This is a genomic window from Arthrobacter sp. StoSoilB20, assembly GCF_019977295.1.
GTDB lineage: Bacteria > Actinomycetota > Actinomycetes > Actinomycetales > Micrococcaceae > Arthrobacter > Arthrobacter nicotinovorans_A.
Map to the genome: position 1 here is coordinate 539,914 of NZ_AP024651.1, position 20,886 is coordinate 560,799.

The 20,886-nt window shown below is 63.1% G+C and carries 18 protein-coding genes; 5 read left to right on the forward strand and 13 right to left on the reverse strand.

Annotation, left to right across the window (positions count from 1 at the left end):
• Window positions 1-37 precede the first annotated feature (37 nt).
• The 3 genes from LDN85_RS02625 to LDN85_RS02635 form a co-directional block, all read right to left on the reverse strand.
• On the reverse strand, window positions 38-619 hold the full coding sequence (locus tag LDN85_RS02625) for a GNAT family N-acetyltransferase (RefSeq protein ID WP_026542602.1): 582 nt from the start codon (window positions 617-619) through the stop codon (window positions 38-40).
• Window positions 620-681: 62 nt separating this feature from the next.
• A complete protein-coding gene (locus tag LDN85_RS02630) occupies window positions 682-1,320 on the reverse strand; it encodes a response regulator transcription factor (protein WP_026542601.1) in 639 nt (212 codons plus the stop codon).
• Window positions 1,308-2,549 (reverse strand): sensor histidine kinase, encoded by a 1,242-nt coding sequence (locus LDN85_RS02635; protein WP_223944514.1) that lies wholly within the window; start codon window positions 2,547-2,549, stop codon window positions 1,308-1,310. Before LDN85_RS02635 ends, LDN85_RS02630 begins: the two co-directional genes overlap by 13 nt.
• Window positions 2,550-2,659: 110 nt before the next feature.
• On the opposite strand from LDN85_RS02635, the gene LDN85_RS02640 reads away from it, so the two are divergent.
• The 3 genes from LDN85_RS02640 (at window position 2,660) to LDN85_RS02650 (ending at window position 5,413) form a co-directional block, all read left to right on the forward strand.
• The gene (locus tag LDN85_RS02640; protein ID WP_223944515.1) at window positions 2,660-3,943 is read left to right on the forward strand and encodes an acyltransferase; all 1,284 of its coding nucleotides are present in this window, start codon (window positions 2,660-2,662) and stop codon (window positions 3,941-3,943) included.
• 198 nt (window positions 3,944-4,141) lie between these two features.
• Entirely contained in the window at window positions 4,142-4,516 is a 375-nt protein-coding gene (locus LDN85_RS02645; protein WP_026542598.1) for a VOC family protein, read from the forward strand.
• 204 nt (window positions 4,517-4,720) lie between these two features.
• Window positions 4,721-5,413 carry a fasciclin domain-containing protein gene (locus LDN85_RS02650; RefSeq protein ID WP_026548349.1) on the forward strand — a complete coding sequence of 231 codons (693 nt, stop codon included), beginning with the start codon at window positions 4,721-4,723 and terminating at the stop codon, window positions 5,411-5,413.
• A gap of 130 nt (window positions 5,414-5,543) precedes the next feature.
• On the opposite strand, the gene LDN85_RS02655 is transcribed toward LDN85_RS02650, so the two are convergent.
• From LDN85_RS02655 to purU, 10 genes are all read right to left on the reverse strand, one after another.
• On the reverse strand, window positions 5,544-5,747 hold the full coding sequence (locus LDN85_RS02655; protein WP_223944516.1) for a hypothetical protein: 204 nt from the start codon (window positions 5,745-5,747) through the stop codon (window positions 5,544-5,546).
• Between the two features lie 63 nt (window positions 5,748-5,810).
• Window positions 5,811-7,772 (reverse strand): BCCT family transporter, encoded by a 1,962-nt coding sequence (locus LDN85_RS02660; RefSeq protein WP_026542596.1) that lies wholly within the window; start codon window positions 7,770-7,772, stop codon window positions 5,811-5,813.
• Between the two features lie 263 nt (window positions 7,773-8,035).
• The gene (locus LDN85_RS02665; RefSeq protein WP_026548347.1) at window positions 8,036-8,842 is read right to left on the reverse strand and encodes an IclR family transcriptional regulator; all 807 of its coding nucleotides are present in this window, start codon (window positions 8,840-8,842) and stop codon (window positions 8,036-8,038) included.
• A gap of 129 nt (window positions 8,843-8,971) precedes the next feature.
• A complete protein-coding gene (locus LDN85_RS02670) occupies window positions 8,972-10,207 on the reverse strand; it encodes a molybdopterin molybdotransferase MoeA (protein ID WP_223944517.1) in 1,236 nt (411 codons plus the stop codon).
• A 117-nt stretch (window positions 10,208-10,324) separates the two neighbouring features.
• Window positions 10,325-11,542, reverse strand: coding sequence for a formaldehyde dehydrogenase, glutathione-independent (gene fdhA, locus LDN85_RS02675; protein WP_026542594.1), 1,218 nt, complete (start codon window positions 11,540-11,542; stop codon window positions 10,325-10,327).
• A 177-nt stretch (window positions 11,543-11,719) separates the two neighbouring features.
• On the reverse strand, window positions 11,720-14,038 hold the full coding sequence (locus LDN85_RS02680; RefSeq protein ID WP_223944518.1) for an FdhF/YdeP family oxidoreductase: 2,319 nt from the start codon (window positions 14,036-14,038) through the stop codon (window positions 11,720-11,722).
• Window positions 14,039-14,049: 11 nt separating this feature from the next.
• On the reverse strand, window positions 14,050-14,934 hold the full coding sequence (locus tag LDN85_RS02685; RefSeq protein WP_223944519.1) for a bifunctional 5,10-methylenetetrahydrofolate dehydrogenase/5,10-methenyltetrahydrofolate cyclohydrolase: 885 nt from the start codon (window positions 14,932-14,934) through the stop codon (window positions 14,050-14,052).
• On the reverse strand, window positions 14,931-15,557 hold the full coding sequence (locus LDN85_RS02690) for a cyclodeaminase/cyclohydrolase family protein (RefSeq protein WP_026548343.1): 627 nt from the start codon (window positions 15,555-15,557) through the stop codon (window positions 14,931-14,933). Before LDN85_RS02690 ends, LDN85_RS02685 begins: the two co-directional genes overlap by 4 nt.
• Window positions 15,558-15,564: 7 nt before the next feature.
• On the reverse strand, window positions 15,565-18,057 hold the full coding sequence (locus LDN85_RS02695; protein ID WP_091552751.1) for an FAD-dependent oxidoreductase: 2,493 nt from the start codon (window positions 18,055-18,057) through the stop codon (window positions 15,565-15,567).
• Between the two features lie 47 nt (window positions 18,058-18,104).
• A complete protein-coding gene (purU, locus tag LDN85_RS02700) occupies window positions 18,105-19,019 on the reverse strand; it encodes a formyltetrahydrofolate deformylase (RefSeq protein WP_026542590.1) in 915 nt (304 codons plus the stop codon).
• 120 nt (window positions 19,020-19,139) lie between these two features.
• Between purU and LDN85_RS02705 the strand changes: the two genes are divergently transcribed.
• Both LDN85_RS02705 and pdxS read left to right on the forward strand, forming a co-directional pair.
• Complete coding sequence (locus tag LDN85_RS02705) at window positions 19,140-19,820, forward strand: GntR family transcriptional regulator (RefSeq protein WP_091552752.1); 681 nt, start codon at window positions 19,140-19,142, stop codon at window positions 19,818-19,820.
• A gap of 217 nt (window positions 19,821-20,037) precedes the next feature.
• Window positions 20,038-20,886, forward strand: coding sequence for a pyridoxal 5'-phosphate synthase lyase subunit PdxS (pdxS, locus tag LDN85_RS02710; protein ID WP_272941670.1), 849 nt, complete (start codon window positions 20,038-20,040; stop codon window positions 20,884-20,886).

Genomic DNA, 20,886 nt, shown 5'->3' on the forward strand with positions numbered 1-20,886 from the left:
CCCGCATTGGAGCCCGCATCGGAGCATGTGCTGTTACCTATGCGGGCTGGCGCAGGTCCAGTCGCATCAACACCCTGGGGAAGCCGTTCAATACAGAGGTGGTTTCGGCGACCTTCTTGAAGCCGGCCTTTTCAAAGAGCCTGCGCGTGCCAACGTAGGCCATGGTCAGATCCACCTTGCCGCCCCTGTTGTCCACGGGGTAACCCTCAATCACAGGGGCACCGTGGCTCTTGGCAAAGTCGATCGCCCCTCGCAGGAGTTCGTGGGAGATCCCCTTCCCTCGATGCCCGGGCCGGACGCGGATACACCATACGGACCAGACCTCGGCATCATCCACGTGGGGGATCTTGCGGTTCTTCGCGAAACTGGTGTCCGCGCGCGGGTGGACCGCTGCCCACCCAACCACTTCGTCGCCGTCGTACGCCAAAACGCCGGGAGGCGGGTCCTCGGAAACCAGCTTCTTCACGAACTTTCCACGTTCCTGCTTCTGGAGCTCCTGGTTCAGTTTCGACGGGATCCTGTAACTCAGGCACCAGCACACGTTGGAATCGGGGCTCTTGGGCCCCACCATGGTCTTCACGTCATCGAACACCGTCGCGGGCCGAACCTCGATAGCCATGCGGACCATCCTGTCACCGGGACCGGGTGCAGGCAACGGGATTCCGCCTTTGGTTCCAAAGCTCAGCTCCGGAGATAAGCGAGCACTGCCAGCACCCTGCGATGGCCCCGGTCCATGGTGGACAGTTGCAGCTTTTGGAAGATGTTGCCTATGTGCTTGCTGACAGCCGTTTCGGTGACCACCAAACGGGAGCCAATGGAGTGGTTGTCCAGGCCCTCGGCCATCAGGCCAAGGACCTCGCGCTCCCTGGGAGTGAGCGTGCTGATGGGATCACTGGCTCCCCGGCGGCTCATCAGCTGGGAGATCACTTCAGGATCCATGACGGTTGCGCCTCCGGCAACGCGCCGGAGGGTGTCAGTGAATTCCGCTACCTTACCCACCCGCTCCTTCAAGAGGTACCCCAGCCCGGCAGCACCTTCGGACAACAGATCACCGGCGTAGCGGTCCTCAACATAAGCGGAGAGGACCAACACCGGAAAGCCGGGCCGTCGTCGTCGGGCCTCACGTGCGGCCAGCAAGCCTTCATTCGTAAAGGTGGGCGGCATCCTCACGTCAAGGACGGCGGCGTCGGCGTCGTCAAGGACGGCAAGGAAGTCGACGGCGTTGTCCACGGCAGCGATGACATCGAACCCTTCGCTCTTGAGCAGGAGCGACAACCCCTCGCGGAGGAGTGCGTCATCCTCGGCAATTACAACCCGCACGGCAGTTCCACCTTCACGACTGTTGGTCCGTTGGCCGGGCTGTGGAATTCCAAAACGCCCTCGAAAGCAGCCGCCCGGCGTCGAATTCCTGCCAGCCCGCCACCTGGACGTTCCACCGCCCCGCCACGGCCGTTGTCCTCCACCGAGATCAGGAGCCGCTCAGCAGATCCGTCCCGTTTGACCACCACGGACAGCCGGGTGGCGGCACTGTACTTATTGGCATTGGTCAAGGCCTCAGCCACGATGAAGTAGCTGGCCGACTCCAATGCCGCCGGAACCCGGTGGAGGTCGGACACCATGAGGTTGCAGGGAATGGCCGAGCGGCCCGTCAAAGCCGAGAGCGCTCCTTCCAGGCCGAGCTCGTCCAGGATGGGCGGGTGAATATCGTGAACCGCTGTTCGCAGCCCGGCCAGGGCGTCGGTGGCGGCTTGCTGTGCCCTGCGGACATGGGGAAGTGCGTCCTGCGGGGTTTTCTCAAGGGTCCGCTCCGCCAGCCCGAGCATCATGACGACGCCCACCAACCGGTTTTGCGCGCCATCATGCAAATCGCGTTCTATCCTTTTGAGCTCCGCCGAATGGGCATCCAACGCCGCGGCACGGCTGGCCGTCAACGCAGTCACCCGCTCGGCCAGGTACGCGCTCGCAGGAAGCGACAACATCTTTGCCTGAATCCAGGCAAGGCCTGCAGCCGCTCCGGGAATCAGCCACCAGGAGACCACTGCATATCCAAGGCCTATCAGCAGCATCCACCAAGCACCCTCCCATGACGTCACCGGATACAGGTTGACTACAGGCTGGTCGGCGGGGAGGAGGAACCAGTACGTGGGAATGAGCACCGAGTTCAAGGCGCCAAAAGGAAATCCGATACACAGGAGCGCGACGACCGGCATCCCCAGCCCGTGAGCCACCAACCACAGCAAATCGCGGCCGGTGCTGCGGGAGAAAACCAAACGGAGGCGCTCTTCAAAGGAAGGCCTGCGGGGGATGGGAGCGTAGTTTTCGGTCACGGGCATACCGGAGTAGCTGGATGTTCGACGGCGGGCTATCGCCGCCCACCAGCGCAGGCCGGCTACCGCCCGGGGCGCTACGAGCCATCCGCCGCTGAAAAGGAACAAGGGGATAAGGAGCGCGGCAACCATGAACATGGCCATGGAGATGACGCTGGCGAGCAGCTCACCAACAAGGTAGCCGTAGGCACGAAGCCATGGCCGAAAACGAGGTTTGATCATGACTTCAGTCTGCCGCAGCAGCAAGGGCCTTGGCGGTATAGCCAGCTCCACCTTTAACAGGGTGGCCCGCACCATCGTGCCCGAATCCGCTGATCCGTAGCGTCGAAAGCATGAAAAGTGACACAACTGCACAAATGGCCCGGCCGCACGGAACGGGCACTGCGCGGGATGCCAGTGTGGACGTCATCCGGAGTCTCTGCCTTGTGGTGGTGGTGGCACTCCACGCCCTGATGGTGGGCGTGAGCGTTGGTCCCCAGGGGCCTGTACTGGAGAATGCCCTGGACGGAAATCCGTGGTTCTCCTCCCTGTCCTGGCTTGTTCAAGTCATGCCGCTGTTCTTCATTGCCGGCGGCTTCAGTTCCGTCTCGCAATGGCGCCGCATGCAGCTCCGGGGCAGCACAGCCGGTGACTATGTCCGGCTCAGGCTGGTGCGGCTGCTGGTTCCCGCTGTGGTCTTGGTGGCCTCAGTGGGAACGGGGCTGCTGATACTTGCCGTAGCGGGCGTTCCCGGGGAGATGGTGGAAACAGCCGGGTATCGAATCAGCCAGCCCTTGTGGTTCCTGGCCGTCTACCTCGGATGTTCGGCGCTTGTTCCCCTGATGGCATCCGCTCACGGGAAGGCGGGGCTCCCGACTTTGGTGGGGTTGGCGCTCGCCATTGTTGCGGTGGATACGGGACGTTTGTTCATGGAGCTTCCTGCCCTCGGGCACGCCAACCTTGCCTTCGTATGGCTCTTTATCCAGCAGCTGGGCTTCTGGCTGGCCGATGGGCGGGTGGGGCGGATGTCCCGTGCGGCACGGAAATGGATTGCGGGTTTGTCCTTGGTCCTCTTGGTCCATCTCTTCGCATCCGGCTGGTATTCGGGGGATATGTTCAGCAACCTCAATCCGCCAACGGGCGCCCTTGCGCTCCTGGCAATCGCACAACTGATGGTTTTCTCCCTCGCCCAAAAGCGCATCAGACGGTGGACCGAAAGGTCCAAGGCCATGTCCCTGGTCAGGTTGGTGGGCTCCAAAGCGATGACCATATATCTCTGGCACATGCCGGTGATGGTTTCCCTCGCTGGCCTGCTGCTCATGGTCCCGGTACATCTCCCGGTTCCGGGGACCGCGGAATGGTGGTTGAGCCGGCCGGTGTGGCTCGTGGCTGTTGCATGTGCGCTCTTGCCGGTTGCGAGGCGGCTGGGGCGTCTTGAACTGGTAAGCGCGTCGAGCAAAGGTCCTCTCACGCACCCAAGGATCCTGCTGGGCGCAGTCAGTGGCGTGGCTGGAGTAGTGGTTCTCCTCGTCGATGGCATCACTCCCGGCATGGCCTTCCTCAGCGTGGTTCTGTTCCTATGCGCGCTATGGGGCCACCTCGATCTCCGGAAGGCTGGAGCTGCCGCACAACGGTGAGCGGGACCAAAACGGGTTAGACTGGCTGCCGTGATGACCGGATCGGGCTTCTGCCCTGCACGGATCGGCTACCCGGCCGACCTCTGACGCGCGTTTTGCCCTGCCGCATTGGCAGGTACAGCGCAGTTGCCCCTCGGGCACCTCCTTGTGGATCGATGACCCTCAAACCATCGAAAACAACCCACAAAGGAGATATCCATGCCTGCACTTTTCAACCACACCATCATCGCGTCCTTGGACCGCGCCGCTTCCGCCGCGTTCTACCAATCCATCCTTGAAGCGGAGGAAGCTCCCAGCTGGGGTCCCTTCACCAACCTCACGCTGGCCGGCGGGGTAATGCTGCAATTCGCCGAGCCGCCGGTCGAGATCCAGATGCAGCACTACGCCTTCCTTGTTGACGACCAGCACTTCGACCGTGCCTATGGGCGTCTGGTGAGCGCCGGCGTCGAACACTGGGCGGATCCGCAGATGACCCGCCCGGGGGAAACAAACACGGAGCACGGCGGCCGCGGCGTCTATTTCAAGGATCCATCCGGCCATGCCCTGGAGCTGATCACCAAGCCGTACTTCTGAGTGGAACGCGAACGGTGGATGGGGGCCGCGGGGTGGCCGGCCAGGGTTTTAAAAAACTTTTTCAATCCGGACCCATCCACCCCGTGCCACCCTCCGAATAGATGGTGAGACACAAACCGCCGGTGAAGCGAAAGCAGCATCAGCAGCCAAGGTCCCACCAACCAATGGAGCCAACGCCCTGGTTCCAAAAACAAGGAGAATGACATGTTGTCCACAAAGCGCCCCGCCCTCGCCTTCGTTGGCCTCACAGCAGCCGCCCTTCTCGGTCTTACTGCCTGTGGTGGTTCCAGCACCTCCAGCACCCCGTCGTCTTCATCACCGGCTCCGATGAGTTCCTCGGCGGCTCCGTCGTCGATGGCACCGTCGCCGTCGTCGTCCGCTATGTCCAGCGCCGCGATGGATCCCGCCGCCAACCTTGTAGGCCCCGGCTGCGCCGGATACGCCGCACAGGTTCCGGACGGCGCCGGCTCGGTAACTGGCATGGCCAAGGACCCGGTAGCCGTAGCAGCATCGAACAACCCGCTGCTCAAGACCCTGACCGCCGCTGTTTCGGGAAAGCTCAACCCCAAGGTTGACCTGGTTTCCACCCTGAACGGCAGCGAATTCACGGTGTTCGCACCGGTTGACGATGCTTTCGCAAAGATCGACCCCGCAACAATCGAGACGCTCAAGACGGACGATGCCCTGCTGAGCAAGATTCTCACCTACCACGTAATCCCCGGTCAGCTGACCCCGGACCAGATCGTCGGCACCCACAAGACTGTCCAGGGTGGCGAAGTGACCGTAGCCGGCACCAAGGACGCCCTCACGGTTGATGGCGCCAACGTGATCTGCGGCGGCGTACAGACCGCCAACGCCACGGTCTACCTGGTTGACTCGGTGCTGATGCCCAAATAGGCCTTAGGCCTCAAGTATCACCAGCAACAAACCAGCAATAAACAGCACCACACAACAAAGCAGGCGCCGGGATCCGGCGCCTGCTTTGTTGTGTGCTGCTTTGTTGTGTCGCCTGTTCTGTTGTGCTCTGTCAGCGGCTGAAGTCGCTGTCGGTGTAGGACCCGGCCCGGCGGTGTTCGGATCCGCAAGGGCAGTGGTCAACCTCAATGCGGACCGTCACCGGTTTGGAGGAGTCCAGGGTGAGGGTCACGTCCTCGCCGGACTGGTCGTTGGAGCCGACCTGGCTGCTGCGGCCGGCCTTGGCGTTGAGGCGGAGGGTGGATGTGTTGGGCATGGTGGACCTTCCTGGAATGGGAATGGGCTGGCCTGAAATGGGGATGGGCTGGCCAAAGGCCGGTTACTTGGGGTCGGAGTGCTGGGCTGGTTTGCCCACCAGGGGGATGGTTCCCGTGGGCGTTCCACCGGCGCAATCGGACTCAGTGCACTTTTCGGCGCATTCGTGCTTGGTGACGAGGTCGAACTGAACCCCGCCGTGCTGCTCAACTCCGGCCCGGATGGCCCGGTCCACCACTGAGGTGGCCAGACGGCGGTGCAGCGAGAGGGGGTCGCGGCGAAGATCCTTGACCAAGGCGAAACAGAGCAGCAGCATCACGATCACGAACGGCAGGGCTGCCACGATGGTGACTCTTTGGAGGCCTGCCAAAGCCTCGGAGGGTTTGTCACCGCCGGCAAGGAGCATGACCGCGGCGACAGCACCGGTGAGGCTGCCCCAGAAGATCACCACGCCGCGGCGCGGGTGCTCGGCACCGTTGGAGCTCAAGGATCCCATCACGATCGAGGCCGCGTCGGCGCCGGTGATGAAGAAGATCGCCACCAGGACCATGGCCAGGACGATGACGGCGGCAGTCAGCCACCCGGGCATGCCCAGGTTCTTTACGAGATCGAACAGGGCGCCGTCGAAGTTGATGGAGGGAGCACCGTCCACCATGGTCACCAGCCCCGGAGTGCCGGCCTTGTCAGCTTCCTGCTGGACCTGGAACGCGGCCCCGCCGAAAATGCCGAACCAGATGACGCTCACGACGCTGGGCACCAGCAATACGCCGGTGACGAATTGGCGGATGGTCCGGCCCCGGCTGATCCGGGCAATGAACAAGCCAACGAAGGGCGTCCAGGAGATCCACCAGGCCCAGTAGAAGATGGTCCAGCTGGTCATCCAGCTGCGGAGGGAATCGTCTCCCACAGCTTCGGTCCGTGAGGACATCTCGGCCAGGTCCCTGGCGTAGTCGCCCACGGCGGAAGGAATCAGGTTGAGGATGAAAAGGGTGGGGCCGGCAACGAAAACGATCAGGGCCAGGACCACCGCCAGCACCATGTTGATGTTGGAAAGCCACTGGATGCCGCGGCTGATGCCTGAAACGGCTGATGCGACGAAGCAGAAGGTCAGGACGGCGACGATGACCACCAGCACAGGGGTGCCGACCTCGCCGAGCCAGCCGTTGGAGGTCATTCCGCTGCCGATCTGGAGGGCGCCAAGGCCCAGGGAAGCTGCGGTCCCGAAGAGGGTGGCGAAGATGGCCAGGATATTGATGAACTTCCCGATGGGGCCTTCCACCATGCGGATGCCGAACAGCGAGGTGAAGGCCGCGGACACCAGCTGCTTACGGCCGAGCCGGTACGTGCCATACGCCATGGCGATACCCACCACGGCGTACATGGCCCAGGGGTGCAGGGTCCAATGGAAGATCGAGGTGGCCATGGCGGTCTGGATGGCAGCAGGTGTGCGGCCGTCCACTGTTCCGGGTGGCGGGGAGATGTAGTGGTACAGCGGTTCGGCCACGCCGTAGAACATCAGGCCGATGCCCATGCCGGCGGCGAACATCATGGCCACCCAGGAGACTGTGCGGAACTCGGGCTTCTCGCCGTCCTTGCCCAGCGGGATGTTGCCGAACTTGCCGAGGGCAAGCCAGAGGACGAACACAACGAACAAGGAGGCCAGGACCATGAAGAGCCAGCCGGTGTATTCCATGACCCAGTTCAGGGCGCCTTTGGAGGTTTCAGAGAGGCTGTCCCGTCCAACAAATCCCCAGACCACGAAGGCGACGGCGATGGCGCCCGTGATCCCGAAGGTGACTTTGTCGAGGGTAAGTTTGCGGTTCCGGCGGGCCGAGACGGCCTGCTCGGTCTTGGCGTGGCGCAGTTCTTCCATGATCTGTTCGTACTCTTCAGAATCGGGAAGGACTTCTGCGCCTCCGTCCTCAGCGTCGAGGGCGGCCAAGGTGTCGGGTGGAGTGTCCACTAACTGGTCGTCGGCAGGTAACTCCTCTGGTGTAAGGGGTTTGGTGTCACTGTTTATAGCCATGAGCGGGTCCTTTGCTCGGAGAGTCATGGGCTTGCGTTTATACATGGCCCTTGAAGGGGGTGGCCATCCGTAAGGGTGGAGAGCGTTCCGCATGAATCAACAACATTCGCGCTATGCAACAGAGTGCTCTGCGTCACAGTGAAAGTCAAGGTTTTTTCGCTCTTTGACAGCAGATTGATATATCAATTGGCCTTGAGGTGCAGGGGTGTGTTTGTACTGCATGTTGCCCCTGGGGCTGGTGGAAGCAGTTGGTTCGCTGCGGCCTAGCTGTGCCGGTAGCCCATACGGGCGCTGATGGTCAGTCCGGCCGTTCGGAGCCCCTCAATAAGCCCCGGCTGGTCCTCGGGTGAAAACCTGAAGGCCGGACCGGAGATGCTGACCGCGGCAATAACGTTTCCTGAGTGGTTGAAGATGGGCACGGCCACGGCCGTGAGGCCGATTTCGAACTCTTCATGGACTATGGCGTAGCCATTGCGGGCCACGTCCAGCAGTTGCTTCTCCAGCTCGCCCCGGTTGGTCACGGTGCGCGGTGTCCGGGCGGGCAGGCCCACCGTTTTGAGGACCTGGGACCTCTCGTCGGTGGTCAACGCGGCAAGGAGTACCTTGCCGCTGGACGTGGCATGCAGGGGAGTCAGGCTTCCCACCCAGTCATAGGTGGCCAGCGTCGAAGGGCCCATGGCCTGGTCCACGTTGACGGCGTAGTTGGACCGCAGGACAGCCAGGTTCACGGTCTCCTTGTACTCGGCAGCCAAGGACTCCAGGACCTCCCGTGCTTCATGGACCACGCTGAGCCGGCCGGGGATGGACGACGCCAGGCGAAGTATCCCAAAGCCCAACTGGTACTTGCCGCGCTCGCTGTTTTGCCGCACGATTTCCCGGCTGACCAAGGACCCCACCAACCTGGACACGGTGGACTTATGGATGCCCATTTCTTCGGCGATTTCACTCACGCCGGCGTCACCTTCACGGGCAAGGATTTCCAGGATCTGGAGGGCCCGGTCCACGGACTGGACGCCACCGCCTTGGGCGTCCGCATCCTTTTCGATGTCCGGGTTGTTCCGTGCGGCCATGATGCCTCGTGTCGTTAGTCCAGGCAGGCCGCCTTTACTGGCTTGGGTTGTCCGGCCTGCGCTCTCGTCTGACCTCATCCTAGACGGAGTTTTGCACGGACCCTTTCACACCAGGGGTACTCGCGTGGTTTACTTCCAGGGCAGTGGCAGGACCGGCACGGGCGCCCCGGCTGCCACGCCTTCGGGGGGAACAGCCATGTATCCATCGGCTCCGGCAAGTCCCCGCATCATCCCCGAAGCGGTATGGGAGGCCGGGAACACCACGTCGTGGATCACGCTGCAGGGTATGAGGCGGGTCTTTCCCGGGACCGGATCAACGTCGGCCCCGGATGTCATGAGGCTGGCTGACGGGATGGGCCGGTCTCCCAAGGCGGCCAGCAGGGGCTCACCGAGGGTCATGAGCGCCATCATGGCGGCGAGCGGATTTCCCGGGAGACCTATGATGAACCTGCCATCCGGCAGTACGGCCAGCACGGCGGGATGACCAGGCCTCATGTCGATGCCGTCCAGGAGGATCCGGCCACCGAGCGCAGCAACGGCGTCACGGAAGTGGTCCGTCCCGGATTTGCCGGTCCCGCCGGTGGTGATGGTGACGTCCGGCGGCAGGGCCCCGGCAACATCAGCATCGTCCAGCGCCGCCATCCACTCTTGGTACGAGTCGCCGATCCTGCGCTGGCCACCGGGGGTTCCGCCCAATTGGGAAATGACGGCATCCAGCTGCGGACCGAACGCGTCGCGTACCTGTCCTGCTGCCGGTTCACCAGAGGTCACCACTTCCGAGCCGGTCAGTACGACGGCGACCCTCGGCTTGCGCTGTACGTGGAGGTAATCGTGGCCTGCTACGGCGGCCAGAGCAATGTGGGCCGGATTAAGGAGTGTGCCGGCGGGAATGAGGACGTCGCCGGCTCCGGCTTCTTCCCCGGCTCCCCTGATGTGCCGGCCGGGGAGTGTGTCCTCTGGCCTGGCATCATGGGCGAGGAAGAGCCGGCCGTCCTCGGCGACTGTTCCGCTTTCCTTCCGCAGGACTGCTGTGGCACCCGCAGGGACCAGTCCGCCGGTGGCAATGGTGCTGGCTTCGCCCGGCGCAAGCGGGAGCCCCGCCGTCGTCAATTTCCACGGGCCAAAGCTGCCGGTTTCGGCGCCGCTGCCATTGACAGCCCAGCCGTCCATTGCCGATGACGCGTAGTGCGGAAGGTCCCGCGGGGCAGTGACTGCGCGGGTCAGGGTGTGCCCGATTGCTTCGCGGAGGGAGACTTTGGACGGGTTCAGCGGTCCGGCGCAGTGGTACGCCAGCTCCCGGGCTTCAGCCCAGGTGGCTGCGTGCCGCACTGAAACGGCAGGGCCGGCGGCTTCTTGGGTAAGCATGGATCGTTCGCTCCCTGGAATGAGGTTAAGTGCAGATACCGGGGACTGCACGGCCTTCCCGTAATGCTTGCCGCGCAGTCCCCGGTATCGGTTGATGCGTACTGAGCCGGTGGTGTACTACGCCTTGACGTAGCCGTTGGGGTTCAGGACGAACTTGGTTGCCGCTCCGGCGTCGAACTCTGCGTAACCGCGGGGAGCGTCCTCGAGCGGGATTGCCTGGGCGTTTACTGCCTTGGCGATCTGGACCTTGTCATGAAGGATGGCCATCATCAACTGACGGTTGTACTTCATGACCGGGCACTGGCCGGTGGTGAAGGACAGGGACTTGGCCCAGCCGGTACCCAGGGAGAGCGAGAGCGAACCGTGCTTGGCTGCGTCGTCGATTCCACCCGGGTCTCCGGTGACGTAGAGGCCCGGGATGCCCAGGGATCCGCCGGCCGCAGTGATGTCCATGAGGGAGTTCAGCACGGTGGCGGGAGCTTCGTGGGAGGCATCCTTGCCGTGGCCGCGGGCTTCGAAGCCCACAGCGTCAACGCCGCAGTCCACTTCCGGAACGCCGAGGATCTGTGCGATTTGTTCCTTTGGATCGCCGTTGGAGACATTGACGGTTTCGCAGCCGAAGGAGCGCGCCTGCGCCAGCCGGTCCTCGTTCATGTCGCCCACAATCACGACGGCGGCACCCAGCAGTTGGGCGCCGACGGCGGCAGCAAGGCCCACGGGCCCGGCGCCTGCGACGTAAACAGTGGACCCCACGCCAACACCGGCAGTGACGGCGCCGTGGAAACCGGTGGGGAAGATGTCCGAGAGCATGGTCAGGTCCATGATCTTTTCCAGGGCCTGGTCGCGGTCCGGGAAACGCAGCAGGTTCCAGTCGGCGTAGGGGACCAGCACGAACTCGGCCTGGCCTCCCACCCATCCGCCCATGTCCACGTAGCCGTAGGCGCTGCCGGGGCGGTCAGGGTTGACGTTGAGGCAGATGCCGGTCTTCTGTTCCTTGCAGTTCCGGCAGCGGCCGCAGGAGATGTTGAACGGCACCGAGACGATGTCGCCCACCTTGATGAACTCGACGTCGGGCCCTACCTCCACCACTTCGCCGGTGATTTCGTGGCCCAGCACCAGGTCCTGCGGAGCGGTGGTGCGGCCACGGACCATGTGCTGGTCCGATCCGCAGATGTTGGTGGTTACCGTCCGGAGGATCGCGCCGTGCGGCACCTTCCGTCCCACGTTGGCAGGGTTGACGCCCGGCCCGTCCTTGAGCTCAAACGTTGGGTAGTCGGTGTTGATGATCTCAACGACACCGGGTTCCTTGTAGGCGACTGCTCTGTTTCCTGACATGGTCACTCCCTGTTCTCTGGCTGTTACTGAAAAATGCTGCCCAATGGTCCGAAAGCGGTGCTTCGATGAAGAAATACCTCCCCAGGTTTCAGGCCACCGAAGCACCCCTCACGAACCACCGGACGGGTGAAAAATCTGACGGGTGAAAAATCTGACTGTTGGAACTTTTGTTGAAACTCAGGCCCTCTCCAGCCTGATGATCACGGACTTGGACGTGGGCGTGCCGCTGGTGTCCGCCACGGAATCGAGGGGCACCAGGACGTTGGTTTCGGGGTAATAGGCGGCGGCACACCCCTTCGGCGTCGAATAGGACACGATCCGGAAGTTCTCCGCCCGCCGGTCTGTTCCCTGGAACTCGGAAACCAGGTGGACCATGTCGCCGTCGGCAAAGCCCAGCCCTGTGATGTCCTCGGCGTTGATGAGAACCACCCGCCGGCCACCGTGGATGCCGCGGTAGCGGTCGTCCTTGCCATAGATGGTGGTGTTGTACTGGTCGTGTGAGCGCAGGGTTTGAAGGACCAAGCGGCCCGGCGGGACCTTGATGAACTCCAGTTCGTTGCCCGTGAAGTGCGCTTTCCCCGAGGCGGTGTCGAACTTCCTGGCATCGCGGGGCGGGTGGGGCAGCACAAAGCCGCCAGGGTGCTGGATCCGTGCTTCAAAGTCTTCAAAGCCGTCAAACACCGCTTCAATGTGCTTCCGGATCAGCGTGTAGTCGTCCCGCATGGCGAGCCACGCGGCCTGGGGTGTGTTGGGCAAGCGGCCGTGGCCATCGGTGAACACCCTGTGCGCGAGGTTGCATACGATTGCTACCTCGGAGTGCAGATGTTCACTTGCAGGCTTGAGGCGTCCGCGTGATGCGTGGACGGCACTCATGGAGTCTTCCACCGTGACCCGCTGGTCGCCCGTACGTTGGGTGTCCTTCTCGGTGCGTCCCAGCGTGGGAAGGATCAGCGCGCGGCGACCCGTGGACAAGTGTGAGTGGTTGAGCTTGGTGGAAATCTGGACGGTCAACCGGGTATTGGCCAAGGCCTGCTCAGTGACCTCCGAATCGGGAGCGGCCCGGACGAAGTTGCCGCCCATGCCCATGAAGAACCGGACTTTTCCGTCGCGCATGGCCCGGATGGCTGCCACTGTGTCATAGCCGTGCTCCCGGGGGGAGTGGAACTCGAATTCCTGGTCCAGCCGGTCATGGAAGGTCCCGGGCATCTTTTCGAAGATGCCCATGGTCCGGTCGCCCTGGACGTTGGAATGGCCGCGCACCGGGCAGACACCCGCGCCGGGCTTGCCGATGTTGCCTTGCAGGAGCAGGACGTTGACCACATCGCGGAGGGTGGGCACGGAGTGCTTGTGCTGGGTCAATCCCATGGCCCAGCAAACAATCGTGGCGCTGGAAGCAAGCAGCCGTTCACCGGTGGAATGGATCTGCTCCAACGTCAGCCCTGTTGCCTCCACAATGTCATCCCACTCCACCTTTTCCAGGTAGCGCAGGTAGTCATCAAGGCCGACTGTGTGGTTGTCGATGAAGTCATGGTCCAGGACCGTTTGCAGGCCAGGGGTGTTCCTTCCGGCAGCTTCGGCTTCCAGCAGGTATTTGCCCAGGCCTTGGAAGAGGGCTTGGTCTCCGCCGGCACGGATCTGCAGGAAGTCGTCCGTCAGTTGGGTGCCCTGGATCATCCCGGCCACATGCTGGGGGTTCTCAAAATGCAGGAGCCCGGCCTCAGGAAGCGGGTTGACTGAAACGATGACCGCGCCGTTCTTCTTCGCCTTCTCCAATGCGCTGAGCATGCGCGGGTGGTTGGTCCCGGGATTCTGCCCCGCGACGAAGATCAGCGACGCCGTTTCCAGGTCCGTCAGGCTGACCGAGCCCTTGCCGATGCCGATGGTCTCCACCAGAGCGGAACCGGAGGATTCGTGGCACATGTTCGAACAGTCCGGGAGGTTGTTGGTCCCAAGTCCCCGGACCAGGAGCTGGTAGACAAACGCTGCCTCGTTGGAGGTGCGGCCCGAGGTGTAGAACACTGCTTGGTCGGGGTGTTCCAACTCCCGCAGTTCCTTGGCCATGAGGTCGTATGCGTCCTCCCAGTCAATGGCCCTGTAGTGCGTAGCACCTTCGTCCAGGAACATCGGGTGGGTGAGCCTGCCTTGCTGGCCCAACCAGAAGTCGTCCCGGGTCTTGAGATCGGAAATGGAGTGCTGGGCGAAGAATTCCGGTGTGACGCGGCGGCGGGTGGCTTCCTCGGCCACGGCCTTGGCGCCGTTTTCACAGAACTCCGCTGCATTGCGTTTCTCGTGCTCGGGCCAGGCGCATCCCATGCAGTCGAACCCGTCCAGCTGGTTTACTGCCAGCAGGGTTTGGACGCTGCGCAGCGGTCCCATCTGTTCCAGGGAAATTTTCAAGGCGTTGGCAACAGCCGGGATGCCCACGGCCTTGGTTTTGGGTTTGGTGACGGTCAGTTGCGACTCATCAATGTTCTCGCGCGGAGCTTTGGCATGCATGGGTAAACCCTTCAGATCCCGGAAGTGGATGCAGTCAGCAAAGCGGCGGGGGAGTGCTGCCGCGCAGCTTCGGCCGTATGCAGCAGCAACAGGGCCGTGGTTACCGACCCCACGCCGCCGGGAACCGGACTCAGCCCGGCAGCGACGCCGGTGACGCTGGCCTCATCGACGTCCCCCACCAGGGAACCGTCGGGCAGGACGTTCGTCCCGACGTCGATCACTACCGTCTCTTCCGAGATATCGCTGCCTTTGAGCAGGCCGGTGCGGCCCGCGGCAACAACCACGACGTCGGCGTACCGGGTATGGCGCTCCAGCGGACCCGATTTGGAGTGGCAGATGGTGACGGTTGCATCCTTGTCGAGGAGGAGCAGGGACAGCGGCTTGCCCACCACGGCGGAACGCCCGACGACGGCCACCTTCCGGCCCGCGACCGGCACCTCGAAGTGGTCCAGCAATTCCACCACGGCCCGGGCTGTGGCCGGCGCGAACGCAGGCTGGCCCACGGCCAAACGGCCGAGACTGAGGGGATTGGCGCCGTCGACGTCCTTTTCGGGGGCGATGAGCCCCACCAAGCGGTCTGCACGTACGGCGGCCGGCAGGGGAGTCTGGAGGATGATCCCATGAACGGCCGGTTCTGCGCTGAGGTCCTCGAGGATGTTTGCCAGCGCAGCTTCACCGGCGTTTGGCCCGAGATCGACCACGCGGCACTCGATCCCTGCCCGTCCAGCTGCCCGCTCGATTGAACGGACATACCAGTGGGTTGCCTCGTCGTCCGTGGCGACAACAACGGCCAGGGTGGGCCGCAATCCCTCGGAGCGAAGGATGCGGGCCTCATCCCGGGCTTGCTGTTGGATGCGGGAAGCGAGTCCCTTTCCGGAAAGCACGGCCGTGGTCATGAGAGGATCCTTTCCCGGACGCGCTTCACCAAGGCATCAGCGGCGAGTACCACCTTGTCCTCAATACCGTCCGTCTGCTCCGCCAAACGTGAACGGGCTTCGCCGTGTTTGAGGGCGACCACATTGATGTCGATGTTGACCCGGGCCGTGGTGGCGGCTGCCCGGGCAGCATCGGCTGCGGCTGCGACGTCGCTGATGACGTTGGGGTTGGCCACCTCGAAAAGTTCGGTGGCCAGATCCACCACTTCACCGGCAACCTTGACCAGCTGTGCGGGGGTATGGGCGGCCTGGACCAGGGCGTCCTGAATGGCCGCTGTGCGCGCGGTCTTCAGTTCCTCCGTGTCCGAGGGCAGCTTGTAGGAGTCGATGACGGACTGGAAGGCGTGTTCATCAGCGTCAGCGAGGCGCAGGGCTTCGACGACCAAGTGGTCGGCGGCGCTGGTGATCCGGTTGACGAGCCCTGCATGCTGCTCATATTTTGCTCCCGTGGTGTACCTGGCCACCATGGCAACCAGCGCGGCACCCTGGGCCGCGTGCAGTGCCGCAGCCGCCCCTCCACCGGGGGTGGGCTGACGTGAAGCCAACCGGGAGAGGTAGTCATTGATGGTTTCTGAGCTGATCATGGCAGTGCTAGCCACGGAGCCGGCTCATGGTGGGATCGTACAGCGGATCCTGGGTCACGGTGGCCTGGATCCGACGTCCGAAGTACTCGATTTCCACGGAGTCTCCGATTGATACTGCCGAAGGCAGGTAGGCGTAGGCGATCGGTTTGCGGACCGAGTAACCGTAGGCGGCGCTGGTGACGTAACCCACCGCCTGGTCCTTGTAGAACACCGGTTCCTTGCCCAGCACGAGGCTCCTGCCGTCGTCGACCGTCAGGCAGCGAAGGCGACGCGCAGAGCCTTCCTCGGTGCGGCCTTCAAGGGCAGCCTTGCCGACAAAGTTCTCCTTGGCCATCTTCACGGCAAATCCGAGGCCGGCTTCGAAGGGATCGTGTTCCGTGGTCATGTCCGTGCCCCAGGAACGGTAGCCCTTTTCCAAGCGCAGCGAGCTGAAGGCGGCACGGCCTGCGGCGATGACGCCGAAAGGTTGGCCGGCCTTCCACAGGGCATCCCAAAGGCGCTGCCCGTTGTCAGCACTGGTGTAGAGCTCCCAGCCGAGTTCGCCCACGTAGGACAGGCGCATGGCGGTGACGTTGACGCCGCCGATGGTGACCTGCTTGGCACGGAAGTACTTCAGGCCGTCGTTGGTGAAGTCATCGCTGCTGACCGTGCTGATGAGGTCGCGGGCCAGCGGACCCCACAAGCCGATGCAGCAGGTGCCACCGGTGGTGTCACGGACCTGGACCCAGTCCCCGGCGTCGCCGCTCTGGGTCTGGTGGCGGGCTGCGCGCTCAAAGTAGGCGGTGTCCATGTTGCCGTTGGCTCCGAGCTGGAACGTGTCTTCGCTGAGGCGGGCCACGGTGATGTCGCTTCGGACACCGCCGGCCTCGTCCAGGAGAAGGGTGTAAGTGACCGCGCCGGGCTTCTTGGCCAGATCGCCGGTGGTCAGCTCCTGGAGCAACTTCAAAGCTCCCGGGCCCGATACCTCGAGGCGCTTCAGCGGTGTCATGTCGTACATGGCTACTGCCGTACGGGTCTTCCAGGCCTCGGCTGCGGCGATGGGCGAGCTGAACATGCCGGACCACGCGTCACGTGCCGGGGGCTGCCAGTCATCCGGCATCTCCTTGAGGAGTTCGGCGTTGGCTTCGAACCAGTAAGGACGTTCCCATCCTGCGCCTTCCAGGAAGTAGCCACCGAGCTGCTTGTGGCGGGCGTGGAAGGGGCTGACGCGAAGGTTGCGCGGGGAAAGCTTGGGCTGGAGCGGGTGCATGACATCGTAGATTTCCACGAAGTTCTGCTGGGAGGTTTCGCTGACGTATTCAGGGGTCAGCTGGACCTCTTCGAAACGGTGGATATCGCAGTCGCCGAGGTCGATCTGCGACTTGCCGGTGGTAAGCAGTTCCGCCACGGCGCGGGCGATGCCTGCGGAGTGGGTGACCCAGACGGCCTCGGCAACGAAGAAGCCGTCCACTTCCTTGGATTCGCCTACCAGCGAGCCGCCGTCAGGGGTGAAGGAGAAGATGCCGTTGAAGCCGTCCTCGATTTCGCTTTCGCGGAGGGCGGGAAGAATCTGCTTGGTTGCTTCCCATGCGGGAAGGAAGTCTTCCAGTGTGAAGTCCAGGCGCGAGGGCATGTTGTGTTCGCTGATGCTGCTGGGCTCGTAGCTGCCCAATTCATCCAGATCCACGGGCATGGGGCGGTGGGCGTAGGAGCCGATGCCGTAACGGTCGCCGTGCTCGCGGTAGTAGAGGTCCTGGTCCTGGTGGCGCAGGATGGGCAGCTGGGCGCCGTTGGGCAGCTCGTTCTTGCCCTTCTGGGCGGGAACCGGCGTCGTTTTTACGTACTGGTGCGCCAGCGGGAGGAGCGGAACGGACATTCCGATCAGCTCGCCTACCTTGGCGCCCCAGAAACCGGCGCAGGAAACTACGATGTCCGCCGGGATGACGCCTTCGGCGGTCTCGACGCCGGTCACGCGGCGGTTCGACTGCTCGATTCCGGTCACCTCGGTGTTGCCGATGTACTTAACGCCGGCGGCTTCGGTGCGCTTGATGAGCAACTGTACGGCGCGGGCGGCAAGCGCCAGGCCATCGGTGGGGACGTGGAGGCCGCCCAGGATGTCTTCCTCATTAATCAGCGGGTAGAGCTCCTTGCATTCCTCGCGGGTGAGGATTTTGCCATCGATGCCCCAGGCCTGTGCGTAACCGAGCTTGCGCTTCAGGTCAGCCAGGCGGGTCTCCGTGGTGGCAACTTCCAGGCCGCCCACTTGGTTGAAGCAGCTCTGGCCGTCCTCAGTCAGCGAGAGGAGCTTTTCCACCGTGTACTTGGCGAAAAGGGCCATGGACTTTGACGGGTTGGTCTGGAAGACCAGGCCAGGTGCGTGGGATGTGGAGCCACCGGGCATGTTCAAGGGCCCTTGGTCCAGGACGGTGATGTTGTTCCATCCGCGGGTGACCAGTTCGTCGGCGAGGTTGGTGCCGACGATCCCGGCTCCGATGATGACAATGCGGGGCGTGGTTGCCATGGGGGTTCTCCTGCTGAAGTTCGTGGGGGTCTGGGGCGTCGGGTGGCTTAGCGGAAAACCACGGTGCTGGTCTGGTCGAGCAGCACACGGTGTTCGCAGTGCCACCTGACTGCGCGGGACAATGCCAGGGCTTCGGCGTCCTGGCCCACGGTTGAGAGCGTGGTGGGTCCGTAGCTGTGGTCGACGCGGATGACTTCCTGCTCGATGATGGGTCCCTCATCCAGGTCCGCGGTGACGTAATGGGCGGTGGCGCCTACCAGCTTCACGCCACGGTCATAGGCCTGGTGGTAGGGGCGGGCGCCCTTGAAACCGGGAAGGAACGAGTGATGGATGTTGATGGCACGGCCTTCGAGGGCGCGGCACAGGTCGTTGGAGAGAACCTGCATGTAGCGGGCCAGCACCACAAGGTCCACGTTGTATTCCTCCACCAGGTCCAGGAGGCGCTGTTCGGCCTCTGCCTTGGTATCCGGGGTGACGGGGATGTAGACGAACGGCAGTCCCGCTGCTTCCGCCATGGCCCTGTGGGTCTCATGGTTGGAGGCAACCACTACGAGGTCGCCGCCGAGGCTGCCGCCGCGCCACCGGAAGATGAGGTCGTTCAGGCAATGCCCGAACTTGGAGACCATCACCAGGACCCGCTTTTTGGTCTGGTCATGGAAGCTGAACTTCATCTCGAAGCGGTCAGCGATGGCACTGAATTCCTCTTCGAGCCGCTCAGGTGAGTAGGACAGCGGTCCGGAGAAAGCGGTCCGCAGGTGCAGCGTTTGGCGGAGGCCGTCGTCGAACTGCTGGTGCTCTTCGATGTTGAAACCGCGCTCGAAAAGGAAGGTGGTGACTGCCTGAACGATTCCGGCGCGTTCGACGCACGACAATGTGAGTACGAACTTCTGTGCTTGCTCTTCTTTGAGCAAGGCGGGCTTTGGCAGGGTGCTTACTGGTGAGTCTGTCGCCACGAGGGTCATGTCTCCTCCTTTAGATATATTCCTGGGTCCTGAACTGATATATTAGGATTGGGATTCAGCGTATACTGGACGCACAGGCAGGTCAATAGGTTTTTGGGTTGTGAAGAAAGGGATGGCGCTGTGGCCTTTGGAACTCTGGCAATAACGGATGACGCCGGCAGGAAGTCACTGGCCGACGTCGCCTATGAGCGCCTCCGCGACCGACTCCTGATGCTGGAGATCAAGCCCGGCGACCTCCTTAACGACGACCAGCTCGCCAAGGACCTGGATATTGGCCGCACTCCGGTGCGTGAAGCCCTGAAGCGGCTGGAGCTCGACAGGCTCGTCATCACTTACCCGCGGCGGGGCACTTTCGCCACGCGGGTGGAAGTGACCGATCTGGCCTTTATCTCCGAAATCCGGACCCAGCTGGAGCCCCTTGCTGCCGCCCGCGCTGCCCGGGTTGCTTCTGCTTCCACCAAGGAACACCTGCGTGCGGTGATGCGTGCGGTGGAGGAATTCGATGTGAAGGCGGCGTCGGTAGTTGAAACGCTGAGGCTCGATGCCAGCGTCCATCAGGGCATCTATGCCGCTGCCGCCAACCCCCACCTTGAAGACGTCCTGATCCGCTATGACAACCTGGCCACGCGCATCTGGTGCATGGTGCTGGACCGGCTGCCCAATCTGGAACACCATGTGCGCGAGCATCTGGATCTACTCCGTGCGGTCATCGACGGCGACGAGGAAAAGGCTGCCGAGTTGGCCCGCGCCCACGTCAGTGGCTTCGAACAAGCAGTGCGTCAGGCTCTTTTCGCGGCCTGAATCCAGCCGTCGTCCGGCTGTTGACTCCGCGCTTTCCTGATCGCATACTGAAGATTCCAACTAATATATCACCCGGATATCAGGCGTGCTCCCAACGCCTGCCTTCGGGCGCTTGTGATGCAATCACAGCCTTCAGCCCTTGGAGTATCGCGTGCTTACAAGACCCCATCGTTTCGAACACATACCGCTCACGGGCAGCAGCCGCGTCAAGCGGGGCATGGCGGAGATGCTCAAGGGCGGCGTCATCATGGACGTCGTTAACGTCGAGCAGGCCCGCATCGCCGAGGATGCCGGTGCCGTGGCTGTCATGGCGCTCGAGCGAGTGCCTGCCGATATCCGCGCCCAGGGCGGCGTGTCCCGCATGTCGGACCCGGACATGATCGATGCGATCATCGCCGCGGTGTCCATCCCGGTCATGGCGAAGGCCCGCATCGGCCACTTCGTCGAAGCCCAGGTCCTGCAGTCCCTCGGTGTTGACTACATCGACGAGTCCGAGGTCCTGACCCCGGCCGACTACATCAACCACATCGACAAGTGGAACTTCACCGTCCCCTTCGTTTGCGGTGCCACCAACCTTGGTGAGGCGCTGCGCCGCATCAACGAGGGCGCGGCGATGATCCGTTCCAAGGGCGAGGCCGGCACCGGCGATGTTTCCAACGCCACCGGGCACATGCGCAAGATCCGTTCCGAGATCGCCAAGCTCGCAGCCCTTCCCGAGGACGAGCTGTACGTTGCGGCCAAGGAACTGCAGGCCCCGTACGAGCTGGTCAAGGAAGTTGCCGCTACCGGCAAGCTCCCCGTCGTGCTGTTCACTGCCGGTGGCATCGCTACTCCGGCTGATGCCGCGATGATGATGCAGCTCGGCGCGGACGGTGTGTTCGTTGGTTCGGGCATCTTCAAGTCCGGCAACCCGGCAGAGCGCGCCGCCGCCGTCGTCAACGCCACCGCCTACTACGACGACCCCGATGTCATCGCCAAGGTCTCCCGCGGCCTCGGCGAAGCCATGGTGGGCATCAACGTGGACGACATCCCGCAACCCCACCGCCTCGCAGAACGTGGATGGTAA

Bases quoted from the DNA above. Each gene is read 5' to 3' on its own strand.
- LDN85_RS02640 (WP_223944515.1), top strand. From the start codon at position 2,660: ATGAAAAGTGACACAACTGCACAAATGGCCCGGCCGCACGGAACGGGC.
- LDN85_RS02670 (WP_223944517.1), bottom strand. From the start codon at position 10,207: ATGCTTACCCAAGAAGCCGCCGGCCCTGCCGTTTCAGTGCGGCACGCA.
- LDN85_RS02650 (WP_026548349.1), top strand. From the start codon at position 4,721: ATGTTGTCCACAAAGCGCCCCGCCCTCGCCTTCGTTGGCCTCACAGCA.
- LDN85_RS02685 (WP_223944519.1), bottom strand. From the start codon at position 14,934: ATGACCACGGCCGTGCTTTCCGGAAAGGGACTCGCTTCCCGCATCCAA.
- fdhA (WP_026542594.1), bottom strand. From the start codon at position 11,542: ATGTCAGGAAACAGAGCAGTCGCCTACAAGGAACCCGGTGTCGTTGAG.
- LDN85_RS02625 (WP_026542602.1), bottom strand. From the start codon at position 619: ATGGCTATCGAGGTTCGGCCCGCGACGGTGTTCGATGACGTGAAGACC.
- LDN85_RS02690 (WP_026548343.1), bottom strand. From the start codon at position 15,557: ATGATCAGCTCAGAAACCATCAATGACTACCTCTCCCGGTTGGCTTCA.
- LDN85_RS02695 (WP_091552751.1), bottom strand. From the start codon at position 18,057: ATGGCAACCACGCCCCGCATTGTCATCATCGGAGCCGGGATCGTCGGC.
- purU (WP_026542590.1), bottom strand. From the start codon at position 19,019: ATGACCCTCGTGGCGACAGACTCACCAGTAAGCACCCTGCCAAAGCCC.
- LDN85_RS02665 (WP_026548347.1), bottom strand. From the start codon at position 8,842: ATGGCCGCACGGAACAACCCGGACATCGAAAAGGATGCGGACGCCCAA.
- LDN85_RS02680 (WP_223944518.1), bottom strand. From the start codon at position 14,038: ATGCATGCCAAAGCTCCGCGCGAGAACATTGATGAGTCGCAACTGACC.
- LDN85_RS02645 (WP_026542598.1), top strand. From the start codon at position 4,142: ATGCCTGCACTTTTCAACCACACCATCATCGCGTCCTTGGACCGCGCC.
- pdxS (WP_272941670.1), top strand. From the start codon at position 20,038: ATGGCGGAGATGCTCAAGGGCGGCGTCATCATGGACGTCGTTAACGTC.
- LDN85_RS02660 (WP_026542596.1), bottom strand. From the start codon at position 7,772: ATGGCTATAAACAGTGACACCAAACCCCTTACACCAGAGGAGTTACCT.
- LDN85_RS02635 (WP_223944514.1), bottom strand. From the start codon at position 2,549: ATGATCAAACCTCGTTTTCGGCCATGGCTTCGTGCCTACGGCTACCTT.
- LDN85_RS02655 (WP_223944516.1), bottom strand. From the start codon at position 5,747: ATGCCCAACACATCCACCCTCCGCCTCAACGCCAAGGCCGGCCGCAGC.